Origin of the sequence: Vibrio pelagius, from assembly GCF_024347575.1 — a bacterium.
GTDB classification, from domain to species: domain Bacteria; phylum Pseudomonadota; class Gammaproteobacteria; order Enterobacterales; family Vibrionaceae; genus Vibrio; species Vibrio pelagius.
Genome location: NZ_AP025504.1, coordinates 753,073 through 767,124, shown reverse-complemented (window position 1 = coordinate 767,124; position 14,052 = coordinate 753,073). Strand labels below are relative to the sequence as shown.

The following is a 14,052-nucleotide window of genomic DNA, read 5'->3' as shown; positions in this document are numbered from 1 at the left end:
ACAGGCGTTTGGTGGATAAACATTTGTTGCCTTTTAACCTTGTCTTAAGCGCAATTTCGTTCCATCAAATTTCAATTTGCTCAGCAGGTTGCGTGCATTCGTTCGTCCAACTTCGTCAAACTCGACGCCATATCTGGCGTAGTGGGTTGATTTTTGAAGATTGCAGATCACACCTCGCAACGGCGGCAATAAAGGGCCATTGTAGTTATCTTGCGAGATCTCAATCGAAACGCGGTCAGCCACCTGAAGGTTTCTTGAGGTCGGTGAAGTGACAAATCGACAACCACTCTTTGAAAGGTCGCGGATTTCGCAATCGGTGCGCTGATCATTGATGTTGATCTTGCCAGCCAAATTAACCTCATAACGAGTCTCTTTACGCAGCTGTGTTACCTGCATGGTGCTAGGTGTCGACAAGATCAGCAGTGGGAATGGTTCACCGATATTGTGGTGAATCTGACTTCTAAAGTGGATCAATGCGCCCTCACCTCGAAGGGAGTATGCGCGAACAGTCATCCAAAAGCCTTCTTGGAAGAAAAAGTCGAGATCGTCTGATGAGACTTCAGGAACTTCAATCAAGATACAGTTTTCACTGTGAGTGCCAATAAATTTGGTGGTGGCTAGGAACTTGCTGCCAACTGGGGTGGTAATGTTGAGAGTCAGTTCACTGCCATGCTCAATCATTGCCAATGCGTCCGTGCTATTGATGGTTGATACGGTGCGATTGCGTGGGTCTTGTAGTGACTGATTAGGCTCCACAGATTTCTTTAGTGGTGCGTTCATTGTATTTTCTCCATGCGCCAACATGTGTTATCTGACAATAGATGGTTCTTACGTGCTAGATTTAAGTATATGAAGTGATTGGATACTGAATCTGTTGTGGTCGTGTCCATTTTAGGTCTATTTGTAATTCCCACTGCACCGTTTCATCTATATGTGCGAACATTAGTCTATTAATATCAATCCAATACTTCAAATGTTTATCGTTTAGCATGTCGAATATTTAAAGGAGTTGAGAATGCAGGCAGTAAAATGGGATCAGGAAGTCCAAACAATAACGGTAGAACTAGCTCCCGAACAGTATGCCGTGGTGAAATACCAGCAACAAGGACAGGTGCTTCACATTACTTCAACTCGCGTTCCGGATGAGCTACAAGGGCAAGGCATGGGTAAAGTGATGATGGAAGCGGTACTTCCAGAGATCGAAAAGGCGGGCTTTAAAATTGTCCCTGTCTGCAGCTATGTTGTGCACTACATGGCAAGGCAAAAACAGTGGTCTCATCTACTCGCGGATGAGGCATAACGACAAAAGTATGCCTTGTTCAACCACAGATTCTCCAACACGATTGTACAATGCTATTGCCTACTCTATTCATGGTTCTGAGCGCCACCAAGTCGAAGTGATTCAGCGCTTATGGGGAGGGTACGGAGAGCTAGTTCGCTTGCACTTCCCAGAAGCACAGGGCGTGACCAGTGTTATCGTTAAACATGTCGCCCTTCCGGATAAAACCGAACATCCAAAGGGGTGGAATACCCAGCTTTCACACCAGAGAAAAGTGAAGTCCTACCAGGTTGAAACCTCTTGGTATCAAGGATTTACTCAAGAGTATGATCCACATTGTCCTGTTCCTGTTGGCCTGCAATGTCAACAAACGGAAGGTGAATGGCTAATTGTCATGCAAGACTTGAAGACGATCGGTTTCTCAAACATATCCAACTTTGATGTGCTAGCGAGTGAAGTTGAGGGTTATAGTCGTGAAGAGGTGCAGCAACGTAATGCTTGTTTACGCTGGCTTGCGCATTTCCACGCGAAACATATCAACATAAACCCGAGTGATGTATCGAGTTTGTGGGAAACTGGTACCTATTGGCATTTGGCAACGCGCCCTGATGAACTGAACGTGCTGGATGACCTATATCTGAAGAGAAACGCACAGAAAATTGATAAAAAGTTGAAGGATTGTCCTTATCCGACACTCGTTCACGGTGACGCCAAGCTAGCCAACTTCTGTTTTGATGTTGAAAATAAAAATGCGGCAGCAGTCGATTTTCAATACGTAGGGTTTGGCTGTGCCATGAAGGATGTGGCGCTGTTTATGGGCAGTGCGATTAGGCCAAGAGATTGTGCCGAGCTAGAGAGTGAGGTGTTAAAAGTCTATTTTGAACAGCTTGCTCATGCGCTGGCACTCTATCGGCCACAATTAAATGCAGTGCAAGTCGAAGCGGCTTGGCGCCCTATGTTTGCAACCGCATGGGCTGATTTTCAACGCTTTGTTAAGGGCTGGAGCCCAAATCACTGGAAGATTAACCCATACACTGAGCAGCTAACGAAAAAAGCGCTCAGTGAAATGAACGAACAGGAGTTTGTTGATGTTCGATAAAACTGCAAGCTGGAAGACGCCGCAGAACTTTTTATTGCTGATTTCGATTATTGTCCCGATCGCGTTTTCTAGCTGGATGGCGCTGTTGAACAACTTTGTTGTTGAGCGAGCTAACTTTGACGGTGCTGATATTGGGTTACTTCAGAGTGTGCGTGAAATCCCAGGCTTTCTTGCGTTTACGGTTGTGCTTGTGTTGGCCTTTATTCGCGAGCAGCGATTCATGTTGGTCTCACTGGCAATGCTGACTGTGGGTACGGCGATCACGGGGCTGTTTCCAACATTGACAGGGCTTCTTCTTACAACGATTTTAATGTCGACAGGCTTTCACTACTTTGAAACCCTAAAACAATCTCTGTCGCTGCAATGGTTGAGTAAAGAAGAAGCGCCGGAAATGCTGGGTAAGATGATCTCTGTAGGAGCATTGGCGTCTTTGATCACTTACAGTTCGATTTGGGTGATGTTGGAGCAACTGAAGCTCGACTTTGCATGGGTTTACGGTATTACCGGTGGGATAGGCTTTTTGCTCGTATTGGTAATGACCTTTGGCTTTCCCGAATTTAAAACCGAGACCCCGCAGAATAAGAAATTGGTGCTGCGTAAGCGTTACTGGCTCTACTACGCATTGACCTTTATGAGTGGTGCTCGTCGACAGATCTTTACCGTGTTTGCGGGATTCTTAATGGTAGAGAAGTTTGGTTATTCTGCAGGCGATGTGACGCTACTGTTCTTGATTAACTATCTATTCAACTTCTTGTTTGCAAAACGTATCGGTAAGTTCATCGGAGTCGTTGGTGAGCGCAGAGCATTGATGTTTGAATACGTCGGTCTAATTGGTGTATTCGTTGGCTACGGTTTAGTGCAGAGTGCTGAGTGGGCTGCTGCGCTGTACGTGATTGATCATCTGTTCTTTGCACTGGCATTGGCGATTAAAACCTACTTTCAGAAGATCGCAGATCCCGCAGACATGGCTTCAACGGCAGGGGTTTCTTTCACCATCAACCATATCGCAGCGGTTGTAATCCCTGTGGTGTTTGGTGTTATCTGGTTGGCATCGCCAGCAACGGTATTTTTTATTGGTGCTGCGATGGCGGGTGTCTCTTTGTTACTGTCTCTGAACATTCCTAAGATTCCAGAAGATGGTAACGAAGTTCGCTACTTTAGCTGGCGTTAGCATTATACCAATCACAGTAAATAGGTGATCAAAAATAGCGCAGGAAAAAGGCTTGAGAACAAGGCAGAATTTTTCGATAAGTAGTTATTCTACAATCAAAAATTCTAACGCAGTTATCGAGCATTTTAGCAAGCTAGGGTGAGCAATTATTTACTACGATTGGTATTAGATTGCTTTGATGAAGTTTGAATAAAACAAAAGCTCCAATGTCGCCATTGGAGCTTTATTGTATCTGAATGGAGTTAGTAATGGCGTAGCTTTATTTCAGCTTGCACCGGTTATCTTGCTTTTATCGGCTTGTTCGGCGCGGGTACTGTTTTAGGTTGTCGAATCGCAAGGATGACTTGAGGGAGTAGTGACATCACAATCATACCTGTCATTAGCGAGTACTGAGTAGCAGTGAATGATTCACCCATCAACAACATACCCATTACGATACCAGCGACTGGGTTAGCAATACCACCAAAGGTAAAGTCGACCACTGACATACGCTGCAGAAGCCACACGTACATGCCGTAACCCAGCGCCGTATTCAAACCAATTACCCATAGCAGACCCATAAAGTTACGCGAATCGAAGTGCGTTACCGCGTTGACGTAAGGTTGCGGGTCGATGAAAGCGTGAGTCGCCGAAGCCACCGACAAGATCACACCACCAAGAATCAATTGCCAAGTCAGTACTTTCCACCAATGCATGCGATCGCCGAGCGATTTAGTAATGCTGCTGCCCACAATGATACACATGATAGCGGCAAACATAGCACCTAACCCGACAGGGCTGAGCGAGATCTGACTTGGATTGAACAGCATCCACGCCAGTGAAATTAGACCTACACCCGACAGAGCTTGAATCAGGTTAGGGCGCTGCTTTTTAACAACCCAATGGAAAATCATTGCGAATACAGGCACTGAGATCATACCTACGCCTGAAATGGCAGAAGGCAAGGTGAGAGCCATAACAAAAATCAGACCGAAGAAGGTCGCAATATTGATTAAACCTAGTGTGAAAATGATCTGCCACTCGCCTTTTTTAGGTAGAGTAGGTTTCACAGCAAGCAATAATAACCCTGCAGGTAAAGCACGCAGAGCACCAAGTAGTAATGGTGGCCACTCCTGTAGCGTAAACTGCGTCACTGCATAAGTTGTACCCCAGAAGAAGGCGGGGATCATTGCTAATAGTATATTCATCTAAAATATCTTTACGTTAAGATAACTCTTGGTGTGAAGAGTATACCCATAACTAGTGGTTGTAAAGTATCTTTATGTTAAACTAGTTTGAAGCAACTAAGACTAATAACGGAGCGTGATTGCAAATGGATGCTATTGACCGCGTGGTAGAACAATGGGCAAAGGAAAAGCCCGACCTAGAGACAGAGCCGATGGCGATTATGGGCCGAGTAATGCGTATCGCCAAATACATGGAGACACAAGTTGCCGACCTTCATAAACAATACGATATGAAGCTAGGCGAGTTTGATGTATTGGCGACGTTACGACGCTCTGGTAAGCCTTATCGACTCACCCCATCAGAGCTCATTGGTTCAATGATGTTGACTTCTGGTGCCATGACTAACCGATTAGATAAGCTAGAAGCCAAGGGGCTTATTAGCCGTGAGCACAGCAAAGAAGACCGTCGTAGTGTGAGTGTTAAGCTCACAAGAAATGGCCTAACCCTGATTGATGAGATGATGACTGAACATGTTGAGATGCAGAAGAAGTTGGTGAAAACTCTCTCCGCAAGTCAGAAGAAAAATACCAATCAACTGCTGAAAACATGGCTAAGTGCATACGAATAAGTTCTTTGGCGCTTCACTATTGATGGCCGTTTAACTATTTATAACCGTTTAGCTATTGGTGTTTAATAAGTGCCGCCAAGTTAAAACGAAAAACCGAAGCTCAGTGCTTCGGTTTTTTTATTGATTGTAGATACCCGTTTAAAGGTAAGTCAGAATGCCATTAGGCTTGCAGCATCTCATCGCTGTAAAGGTCTGCACAGCCAATTCCATTAATCGCGCAGCTTTCGTCGATATCTGAGATATCACCACTGACGCCAATGGCACCGAGTACGGTTCTATCTTTATCTCTAATGAGTAGACCCCCTGGTACAGGCACCATGTTTCCGTGTGCGAGCACGTTGACTGCGGAGATAAATGCTGGTCTGTTATCAGCATCTTGGGCGAGTTTTCTAGAAGAGCAACCGAGTGCGAGCGCTCCCCAAGCTTTAGCAATGGCGATGTCTGGTCGCATCATGCTAGAGCCATCCTGACGTTGCAGAGAGATGAGCTTGCCGCCGCTGTCTAAAACCGCAACGGTTAGCGGCTCAGTATGGATCTTTCTGCCTGCTTTAAAGGTTCCATCTATGATGGTTAACGCTTGTTGTAGAGTCAAACTTCCCATGTTATCTCCTGTTTTTCAGGGGCTTAAACCAGCTTGTTCCCGATTCGCTTAAGAATTAAAGCGACACAAGTTCAAGCTGGTCAGGCGTCAGGTCAAGACGCTTGCAGTAGCCCATAGCTGGGTAAAGTTAGGAAGGCGGCGAACGCTTCTGCTGTAGACAGTTGATAGAAGAGATCGGCTGTCTCTTCGAATCGACCTGCAGCATAGCGAGCTTCTCCGACTTCTTGTTTAATGGTGTCTAACTCTTGGTATAGCCAAGAGTGGAAGAGTTCTTTAGTAAAGGTTTGGCCGTCGTCTAACGTGACGCCGTGGTGAATCCATTGCCAAATATTGGCTCTAGAGATCTCAGCCGTAGCAGCGTCTTCCATCAGTCCATAAATTGGCACGCAACCATGGCCTTGAATCCATGCTTCGATGTAGTAGAGAGCGATACGAATGTTCTTACGCACGCCTGCTTCGTCGCGGGTTCCCTCACAAGGCTTCAGCAGAAGCTCTGCACTGATCTCATGTTGTGGGCTTTGGAAGTCGATTTGGTTGACCTTACCATCTAGATGTTTGTCAAATTCTGACATTGCAAGGTCAACCAATGCTGGGTGCGCGACCCAAGTCCCGTCATGACCGTTTTTAGATTCTCGCTGCTTGTCTTCAATAACCTTGGCGGTAACGCGCTCCATCTCTGCAGGATCTTTCGCTGGGATAAATGCCGACATGCCGCCCATCGCCAGCGCGCCACGAGCATGACAGGTTCTCACTAGCAGTTGGCTGTAGGCGTTAAGAAACTCTTGATCCATACCGATACCGTGACGATCAGGCAGAATACGGTCTTGGTGGTTCTTTAATGTTTTGATGTAGCTGAAAATGTAGTCCCAACGGCCACAGTTCATTGCAACAATGTGGTCACGCATCGCATAAAGAATCTCATCCATTTGGAATACAGCTGGAAGTGTTTCTATCAGTACTGTTGCTCGAATCGTGCCTTTTGGTACTTTGAAATATTGCTCGGTGAAGCTGAAGATATCGTCCCACCATTGTGCTTCTTCCATGCTTTCAAGCTTTGGAATGTAGTAGTACACACCTAAACCTTGTTCTGCACGTGAGTGATAGTTATGGAAAAAGTAGAGAGCAAAGTCCATTAAGCAGCCAGCTATAGGTTGGTTGTTAAACTGGATAGACTGCTCTGGCAGGTGAATACCACGTGGTCGCGCGATCAACAGCGCAGGGTTATTCACCAGTTGGTAGTTCTTCTGCTTCTTTTCATCGTAGTAACTGATGGTGCCAAGGTTGGCATCTCTAAGGTTGATTTGACCGTCGACCATGTTCTCCCAAGTCGGAGATGAAGCGTCTTCAAAGCAACACATGAAAACTTTAGCGCCGGAGTTAAGCGCATTGATGACCATCTTACGTTCAATAGGACCGGTGATTTCAACGCGGCGGTCTAATAGTTCTGGTGGCGGTGTCGCGACCTTCCACGTTTTGTCGTCACGAATCGCTGCCGTATCGTCTCTGAAATCAGGCAATGCACCCGCATCGAATTGGGCTTGTTTAGCTTCGCGGTCAGTTAGCAGGTTTTGACGGCGCTCTCCAAACTTTTTCATCAGTGCTTCTAAGAAGATCAAAGCATCTTTAGACAGGATCTTTTTGTACTCAGCGTTGTCCATATTGCCAAGTACCTGCATACACAAAGCCTCTTCTCTCTCTTTTACGTCATTCATCATTGTCTGTCTCCTTTGAACAATACGATGTCATTTTGTATACAAAATTCTATTTTTAAGTTTATTTATATGGCAAAAACTGTAAACAATCAAAGCCTATTTAACATTTAATTATCATTCGAGATAATTGTAATTTATTTTTATGTAAAGATATTTTATGTAAAGCAATGAATTGTAAGCTTTTCGGGGTTAGTGCTCACTTAAAACGCGCGTTTGATGTAACAAAAATGTTTCAGATCGGACTTGATAAATGCTGAGAATGGCTCATAGTACACAAAAGTTTATTTAATTGTATACAATCTGAACTGGAGGTTCGAATGGCAATTATGAAAGCGATTGAAGCAGCGGTTGAAGTGCTTAAACGTGAAGGAGTAGACATCGCATTTGGTGTTCCGGGCGCAGCAATTAACCCTATGTATGCGGCGATGAAAAAGCTTGGTGGTATTGATCACGTTCTAGCTCGTCATGTCGAAGGCGCTTCGCATATGGCAGAAGGATATACTCGCACCAATCAGGATAATATTGGTGTCTGTATCGGTACTTCTGGCCCAGCGGGAACGGACATGATTACCGGTCTATATTCAGCCTCGGCTGACTCTATTCCTATCTTATGTATTACAGGTCAGGCTCCGCGAGCTAGGCTACACAAAGAGGACTTTCAAGCGGTAGATATTGAATCGATCGCTCAGCCTGTCACTAAGTGGGCGACGACGGTACTCGAACCCGCCCAAGTGCCTCGCGCGTTTCAAAAAGCCTTTCATTTGATGCGTTCTGGTCGACCGGGTCCAGTTCTTATTGATTTGCCGTTAGATGTTCAGTTGGCGGAAATTGAGTTCGATATTGACTCTTATGAACCGCTAGAGCCTTACAAGCCAACGGCAACCAGACAACAAATCGAGAAAGCACTCGCAATGATGGCGGAAGCGGAGAAGCCATTGATTGTTTCTGGTGGCGGCGTGATCAACGCGGGTGCCTCTGAACTTCTTCAGCAGTTTGCAGAGATCACTGGTGTTCCTGTTATACCAACGCTGATGGGTTGGGGCTCGATTCCAGACGACCATGAATTAATGGCCGGTATGGTAGGGCTACAAACCTCCCACCGTTACGGTAATGAAACTATGTTGAATTCGGATTTTGTATTCGGTGTTGGTAACCGCTGGGCAAACCGTCATACCGGCTCTGTGGATGTGTACACTGAAGGTCGAAAATTCGTGCATGTTGATATTGAACCAACTCAAATTGGTCGAGTGTTCTGCCCAGATCTAGGCATTGTTTCTGACGCTAAATCTGCACTAGAGCTGATGGTTGAAGTCGCTCGAGAGTGGCGCGACGCAGGCAAGTTGCCAAATAGAAGCGATTGGGCGGGGGAATGTCAGCAGCGTAAGGCGACCATGCTACGCAAAACCAATTTCGAAGAAGCACCGATGAAGCCAATGCGTGTTTATGAAGAGATGAACAAAGCTTTTGGCCGCGACACCTGTTACGTGAGTACGATAGGTCTTTCGCAGATTGCTGCGGCTCAGTTCCTTCATGTGTACAAACCGCGCCACTGGATCAACTGTGGTCAGGCTGGCCCGCTAGGTTGGACAACCCCTGCTGCGTTAGGTGTTCGAGCTGCTGATCCAAATCGTGACATCGTGGCTATCTCCGGTGACTACGATTTCCAATTCATGATTGAAGAGTTGGCGGTAGGTGCACAGTTTAATCTGCCTTATATCCATGTACTGGTGAACAACTCTTACCTAGGTCTGATTCGTCAAGCTCAACGTCAGTTTGATATCGATTACTGTGTACAGCTGGCATTTGATAACCAGAATGCGCCAGAGCTTGAAGGCTACGGTGTAGACCATGTTGCCGTTGTAGAAGGCTTGGGCTGTAAGGCGATTCGAGTACGCGAGCCAGAGCAAATTGCGCCGGCGTTTGAACAAGCTAAAGCGCTTATGAACAAGCATAAAGTGCCAGTCGTTGTTGAATTGATTCTTGAGCGAGTGACCAACATTTCGATGGGTGTTGAGATCAATGCCATCAACGAGTTTGAGCCGCTAGCGGAGACTCACGAAGACGCGCCGACCGCGCTTGCGCACAAATAATGTGTTTCCGTTAAGCCGATAGTCGCTTAACGGAACGTCAATGGGCACAGGCTTAGTGCCCAAAGAATACAGATAAGAAGGACAGAGTCATGGCGAAATTTGCGGCTAATTTGTCAATGTTATTCACTGAAGTGGATTTTATGGATCGTTTTGAAGCGGCTGCCGATGCAGGGTTTCAAGGCGTCGAATATCTATTCCCATATGCTTTTGACGCGCAAGCGATCAAACAGAAGTTGGTTGAGAACAACCTAGAACAGGTGCTGTTTAACTTGCCGGCTGGTGATTGGGAGGCGGGTGACCGAGGTATTGCGGTTGACCCTGCAAGAGTTGAAGAGTTTCAAGCGGGCGTGCCGAAAGCAATAGAGTACGCCAAAGCGCTAGGTTGCAAACAGGTGAACTGCTTAGCGGGAATTGTGCCGCAAGGGGTGACTCCGCAAGATGCGCACTCTGCGTTTGTGATTAACCTTCACTATGCGGCAAACGCACTGGCGGCTGAAGGAATAAGTTTAGTGATTGAAGCGATCAACACGCGCGACATTCCGGGCTTCTTCCTCAACACCACGGAACAGGCGAAAGCGATCATTAAAGAAGTCGGGAGCGACAACCTCTCGATTCAATACGACATCTACCACATGCAGATCATGGAAGGCGATCTTACGCCAACTATGCAGCAGAACATTGGTCAGATAGCTCACGTCCAATTGGCTGACAATCCAGGTCGTCATGAGCCGGGAACGGGGGAGGTCAACTACCCATTTGTGCTCAACTACCTAGATGAATTGGGCTACCAAGGTTGGGTGGGCTGTGAGTACAAACCGAAAACGACCACTACAGAAGGCCTTGGTTGGCTGCACCAGTACCGTTAATTGCGTCTGGTTATCTTAAAACGTTAAGGAGAACAACATGTCTAAAATTGCATTTATTGGTACAGGTATCATGGGCAAACCAATGGCGAGCAACCTTCAAAAAGCTGGCCACGAAATCCTTCTTTCAGACCATTTCAACCCAGCACCTGCTGATCTTGTCGCTGCTGGTGCAACGGTTTACCACTCACCTGCGGAAGTGGCAGAGCAGGCCGATGTGATCATTCTAATGGTGCCAAACACACCTCAAGTTGAAGATGTTCTGTTTGGTGACAACGGCGTAGAGCAAGGCCTTACTGCAGGTGGTGCGGCTGGAAAGCTGGTGATTGATATGAGTTCAATTTCTCCTATCGCCACCAAAGCGATCGCAGCTCGCATTAACGAAGGCGGTGCGTCCTATCTTGATGCTCCGGTATCAGGGGGAGAAGTGGGTGCTATCAATGCAACACTGACCATCATGGTTGGTGGTGAACAGGCTGCTTTTGATAAGGCGCGTCCTCTATTTGAAGTGATGGGCAAGAACATTACCTTGGTTGGCGATAATGGCGCAGGCCAAACGTGTAAAGTCGCTAACCAAATTATCGTAGCGTTAAACATTGAAGCTGTCTCTGAGGCACTGGTATTTGCCTCTAAAGCGGGGGCCGATCCTGCTCGCGTGCGTCAGGCGCTGTTGGGTGGTTTTGCTAACTCTAAGATCTTGGAAGTGCATGGTGAGCGTATGGTGGAAGGAACCTTTGACCCAGGATTTAGAATCTCGCTGCATCAGAAAGACCTTAACCTTGCACTGACTGGCGCCGAAGAATTAGGTGTATCACTACCGAATACGGCGACGGCTCAACAACTGTTTGGTGAGTGTGCTGATATGGGCGGTGAAGGTTGGGATCACTCAGCACTCATTCAAGCCATTGAAAAACGCTCGGATCACTCAATCCGATAGTACCCGATCTAGGGTAAATCTATTCGTTACTCTGGTATTGAATGCATGGTTCATGAAACCAGAGTAACGAACTTAGGCTGCCACTTCTCCAGGGTGGGTGGCCGACCCCACAGGCTCAAGCAGTTTGTTTATAAATCGCGTAGTTTCGTCTCCTTTTATGCGCGTTCCTAATATAAGGCAGAGGTTGAAGTTGTTCCTTTCCAACTTATTTCTTAGCAGGCACCTGTGTCCTTGTATTAGGGTTCTTTTTTTATTCCGTCGACTAAGGAGTGGCTGATGGACATCGATGCTAAACAGTTTTTACATACCCTTTTCTCTAGCGCAGTTAATGAAGCGCTACCGCGAAACCACATCGAACCTTTTCTTTCTGAATCTATTTTTTATCGCTCCTCCAATCAGGCTGGACGTACGGTGGTGATCGGTGCGGGTAAAGCGGCTGCGTCGATGGCAGCAGAGTTAGAAGCTGTATGGCGAGATAAGAAAAAGCATGATCTCGCACTTCGAGAGCTTGAAGGTCTGGTGGTCACTCGTTACGAACATACCGCACCCTGTGAGCATATTGAAGTCATCGAAGCGGCGCACCCAGTACCCGATGAAATGGGGCTAGAGGTGAGCCAGCGAATGCTAAAATTGGTGAAGAACTTAAGTGCTGATGACACAGTGATCTGCTTATTGTCAGGCGGAGGTTCGGCACTATTGAGTCTACCCGGTGGTGATATCACTCTTGCTGAGAAGCAGCAGATCAACAAAGCTCTGCTTAAGTCTGGCGCAGCAATTGATGAGATGAATTGTGTGCGCAAACACCTATCGCTAATCAAAGGCGGGCGTCTTGCAAAAGCAGCCTATCCTGCAAGAGTAGTTTCATTGGCCATTTCAGATGTACCCGGTGATGACATCAGTGTGATTGCATCGGGTCCAACCGTTCCGGATACCACGACTCGCTTTGATGCACTCGCCATCTTAGAGCGTTATCGAATTGATATGCCAACGTCAGTATTTGAGTGGCTCAATAATCCAGAATCGGAGACCATCAAACCTGATGATTCATGTTGGAAGAGCGCTGAACACCATATTATCGCGACCCCGATGTCAGCGTTAGAGTCTGCCGCTGCGGAAGCTGAAGGGTTAGGAGTTCCTGCGTATGTTTTAAGTGATTGCATTGAGGGCGAAGCGAGGGAGGTCGCTAAGGTGCATGCTGCGCTGGCGAAACAAGTGGCTAGTCGACAGCACCCTTTTAAGACGCCTTGCGTATTACTTTCAGGTGGAGAAACGACGGTAACCGTTAAGGGCAATGGTAGAGGCGGGCGTAACTGTGAATTTTTGTTAAGTTTATTCAATGAACTCAAAGGGCATGACAACATCTACGCACTGGCGGCGGACACCGACGGTATTGATGGGGTTGAAGATAACGCAGGGGCTTGGATCACGCCGAATACGTGGCAACAGAGTGAGGCACTGTCTTTGAAAGCGGAAACTTATTTAGATGCTAATAATAGTTATGACTTCTTTGACAAGGTTGATGTGCTACTAACAACGGGGCCGACACTGACCAACGTAAACGACTTTCGAGCGATTTTGATACTTTAAAGTTAACCTCCCTCTCATTTATTAAAATATATGAACCAATCGATTGGCCGTCTCATGCACAATAAAGGGGCGGTCAAAGTTATTTGTATCGTAGGACACTAAAGCTAAATCAATCGGTTGTAGGGATATGATATGTCTAAAATCAGGCAGAAGAACCAAGACTTAATCATTCAAGTGGCGTGTGAGCAGTTCGCGATGCACGGTTATGCTGCGACCAAAATGGTTGATATCGCCAAAGCTGCCGACATTCCAAAGCCTAACGTGTTCTATTACTTCAGTTCAAAAGACAAACTCTACAACGCGGTATTGGAGTCGGTGACGCAACCCTTGTTGGAAGCCTCTCGTCCAATTGAAGAGCTCGATGATCCTGTCGAAGCACTGTCGCAATACATCCAAACCAAATTAATCATCTCTCGTGATCACCCACACGCCTCCAAAGTGTTTGCCAATGAAGTGATGTCGGGCGCCAAAGTATTACCAAAAGAGATAGGTGATGAGCTTTATAAACAATCCCAGATGATCATCGACAAGTTTGCTACTTGGTCTGCACAAGGTCTGATGGACGACGTGCCTGCACATCACCTGATGTTCACTATCTGGGCCGCGACTCAAACCTATGCTGATTTCGGCTGGCAGATTTGCAGTGTGATGAAAAAAGACCAACTCGATGACCAAGATTACGAAGACGCCGCTAAATTCATCACACAGTTGGTGATAAAAGGGTGTGGCGTAAAAAGCTAATACCAATCACAGTAAATAAGTGATCAAAAATAGCGCAGGAAAAAGGCTTGAGAACAAGGCAGCATTTTTCGATAAGTAGTTATTCTACAATCAAAAATTCTAACGCAGTTATCGAGCATTTTAACAAGCTAGGGTGAGCAATTATTTACTACGATTGGTATAATCTATTTCAATTCA

Annotated in this window: 13 protein-coding genes; 9 read left to right on the top strand and 4 right to left on the bottom strand. The window is 46.4% G+C overall.

Features of this window, described 5'->3' with window-relative positions; genetic code table 11:
• Positions 1–33: 33 nt before the first annotated feature.
• On the bottom strand, positions 34–780 hold the full coding sequence (locus vsple_RS17625; RefSeq protein WP_255232361.1) for a PilZ domain-containing protein: 747 nt from the start codon (positions 778–780) through the stop codon (positions 34–36).
• Between the two features lie 235 nt (positions 781–1,015).
• On the opposite strand from vsple_RS17625, the gene vsple_RS17620 reads away from it, so the two are divergent.
• From vsple_RS17620 to vsple_RS17610, 3 genes are read left to right on the top strand one after another with little or no spacing between them, the layout of a single operon-like run.
• Complete coding sequence (locus vsple_RS17620) at positions 1,016–1,300, top strand: GNAT family N-acetyltransferase (RefSeq protein WP_261883230.1); 285 nt, start codon at positions 1,016–1,018, stop codon at positions 1,298–1,300.
• A gap of 10 nt (positions 1,301–1,310) precedes the next feature.
• Positions 1,311–2,378 carry a phosphotransferase gene (locus tag vsple_RS17615; RefSeq protein WP_261883229.1) on the top strand — a complete coding sequence of 356 codons (1,068 nt, stop codon included), beginning with the start codon at positions 1,311–1,313 and terminating at the stop codon, positions 2,376–2,378.
• Positions 2,368–3,549, top strand: coding sequence for an MFS transporter (locus tag vsple_RS17610; protein ID WP_261883228.1), 1,182 nt, complete (start codon positions 2,368–2,370; stop codon positions 3,547–3,549). The genes vsple_RS17615 and vsple_RS17610 overlap by 11 nt, the downstream gene beginning before the upstream one ends.
• 278 nt (positions 3,550–3,827) lie before the next feature.
• Here the strand turns inward: vsple_RS17610 and vsple_RS17605 are convergent, their stop codons facing one another.
• Positions 3,828–4,736, bottom strand: coding sequence for a DMT family transporter (locus vsple_RS17605; protein WP_261883227.1), 909 nt, complete (start codon positions 4,734–4,736; stop codon positions 3,828–3,830).
• 125 nt (positions 4,737–4,861) lie between these two features.
• Here vsple_RS17605 and vsple_RS17600 point away from each other — a divergent pair, with 125 nt between their 5' ends.
• Positions 4,862–5,344 carry a MarR family winged helix-turn-helix transcriptional regulator gene (locus vsple_RS17600; protein WP_150868408.1) on the top strand — a complete coding sequence of 161 codons (483 nt, stop codon included), beginning with the start codon at positions 4,862–4,864 and terminating at the stop codon, positions 5,342–5,344.
• Between the two features lie 160 nt (positions 5,345–5,504).
• Here the strand turns inward: vsple_RS17600 and vsple_RS17595 are convergent, their stop codons facing one another.
• Together vsple_RS17595 and aceB are read right to left on the bottom strand one after the other, a co-directional pair.
• The gene (locus tag vsple_RS17595; protein ID WP_032553543.1) at positions 5,505–5,945 is read right to left on the bottom strand and encodes a GlcG/HbpS family heme-binding protein; all 441 of its coding nucleotides are present in this window, start codon (positions 5,943–5,945) and stop codon (positions 5,505–5,507) included.
• Positions 5,946–6,037: 92 nt separating this feature from the next.
• Positions 6,038–7,660, bottom strand: a complete 1,623-nt coding sequence (gene aceB, locus vsple_RS17590) for a malate synthase A (protein WP_261883226.1) — start codon at positions 7,658–7,660, stop codon at positions 6,038–6,040.
• A 314-nt stretch (positions 7,661–7,974) separates the two neighbouring features.
• On the opposite strand from aceB, the gene gcl reads away from it, so the two are divergent.
• From gcl to vsple_RS17565, 5 genes are all read left to right on the top strand, one after another.
• Positions 7,975–9,747, top strand: coding sequence for a glyoxylate carboligase (gene gcl / locus vsple_RS17585; protein ID WP_261883225.1), 1,773 nt, complete (start codon positions 7,975–7,977; stop codon positions 9,745–9,747).
• An 89-nt stretch (positions 9,748–9,836) separates the two neighbouring features.
• Entirely contained in the window at positions 9,837–10,613 is a 777-nt protein-coding gene (gene hyi, locus vsple_RS17580; protein WP_261883224.1) for a hydroxypyruvate isomerase, read from the top strand.
• A 37-nt stretch (positions 10,614–10,650) separates the two neighbouring features.
• On the top strand, positions 10,651–11,547 hold the full coding sequence (locus vsple_RS17575; RefSeq protein ID WP_150868416.1) for a 2-hydroxy-3-oxopropionate reductase: 897 nt from the start codon (positions 10,651–10,653) through the stop codon (positions 11,545–11,547).
• 276 nt (positions 11,548–11,823) lie between these two features.
• Positions 11,824–13,134, top strand: a complete 1,311-nt coding sequence (locus vsple_RS17570; RefSeq protein WP_261883223.1) for a glycerate kinase type-2 family protein — start codon at positions 11,824–11,826, stop codon at positions 13,132–13,134.
• Positions 13,135–13,266: 132 nt separating this feature from the next.
• Positions 13,267–13,875, top strand: coding sequence for a TetR/AcrR family transcriptional regulator (locus vsple_RS17565; RefSeq protein ID WP_261883222.1), 609 nt, complete (start codon positions 13,267–13,269; stop codon positions 13,873–13,875).
• Positions 13,876–14,052 lie beyond the last annotated feature (177 nt).

Coding starts and splice junctions, on each gene's coding strand:
- aceB (WP_261883226.1), bottom strand. CDS start 7,660: ATGATGAATGACGTAAAAGAGAGAGAAGAGGCTTTGTGTATGCAGGTA.
- vsple_RS17600 (WP_150868408.1), top strand. CDS start 4,862: ATGGATGCTATTGACCGCGTGGTAGAACAATGGGCAAAGGAAAAGCCC.
- vsple_RS17570 (WP_261883223.1), top strand. CDS start 11,824: ATGGACATCGATGCTAAACAGTTTTTACATACCCTTTTCTCTAGCGCA.
- vsple_RS17575 (WP_150868416.1), top strand. CDS start 10,651: ATGTCTAAAATTGCATTTATTGGTACAGGTATCATGGGCAAACCAATG.
- vsple_RS17625 (WP_255232361.1), bottom strand. CDS start 780: ATGAACGCACCACTAAAGAAATCTGTGGAGCCTAATCAGTCACTACAA.
- vsple_RS17605 (WP_261883227.1), bottom strand. CDS start 4,736: ATGAATATACTATTAGCAATGATCCCCGCCTTCTTCTGGGGTACAACT.
- gcl (WP_261883225.1), top strand. CDS start 7,975: ATGGCAATTATGAAAGCGATTGAAGCAGCGGTTGAAGTGCTTAAACGT.
- vsple_RS17620 (WP_261883230.1), top strand. CDS start 1,016: ATGCAGGCAGTAAAATGGGATCAGGAAGTCCAAACAATAACGGTAGAA.
- vsple_RS17615 (WP_261883229.1), top strand. CDS start 1,311: ATGCCTTGTTCAACCACAGATTCTCCAACACGATTGTACAATGCTATT.
- hyi (WP_261883224.1), top strand. CDS start 9,837: ATGGCGAAATTTGCGGCTAATTTGTCAATGTTATTCACTGAAGTGGAT.
- vsple_RS17610 (WP_261883228.1), top strand. CDS start 2,368: ATGTTCGATAAAACTGCAAGCTGGAAGACGCCGCAGAACTTTTTATTG.
- vsple_RS17565 (WP_261883222.1), top strand. CDS start 13,267: ATGTCTAAAATCAGGCAGAAGAACCAAGACTTAATCATTCAAGTGGCG.
- vsple_RS17595 (WP_032553543.1), bottom strand. CDS start 5,945: ATGGGAAGTTTGACTCTACAACAAGCGTTAACCATCATAGATGGAACC.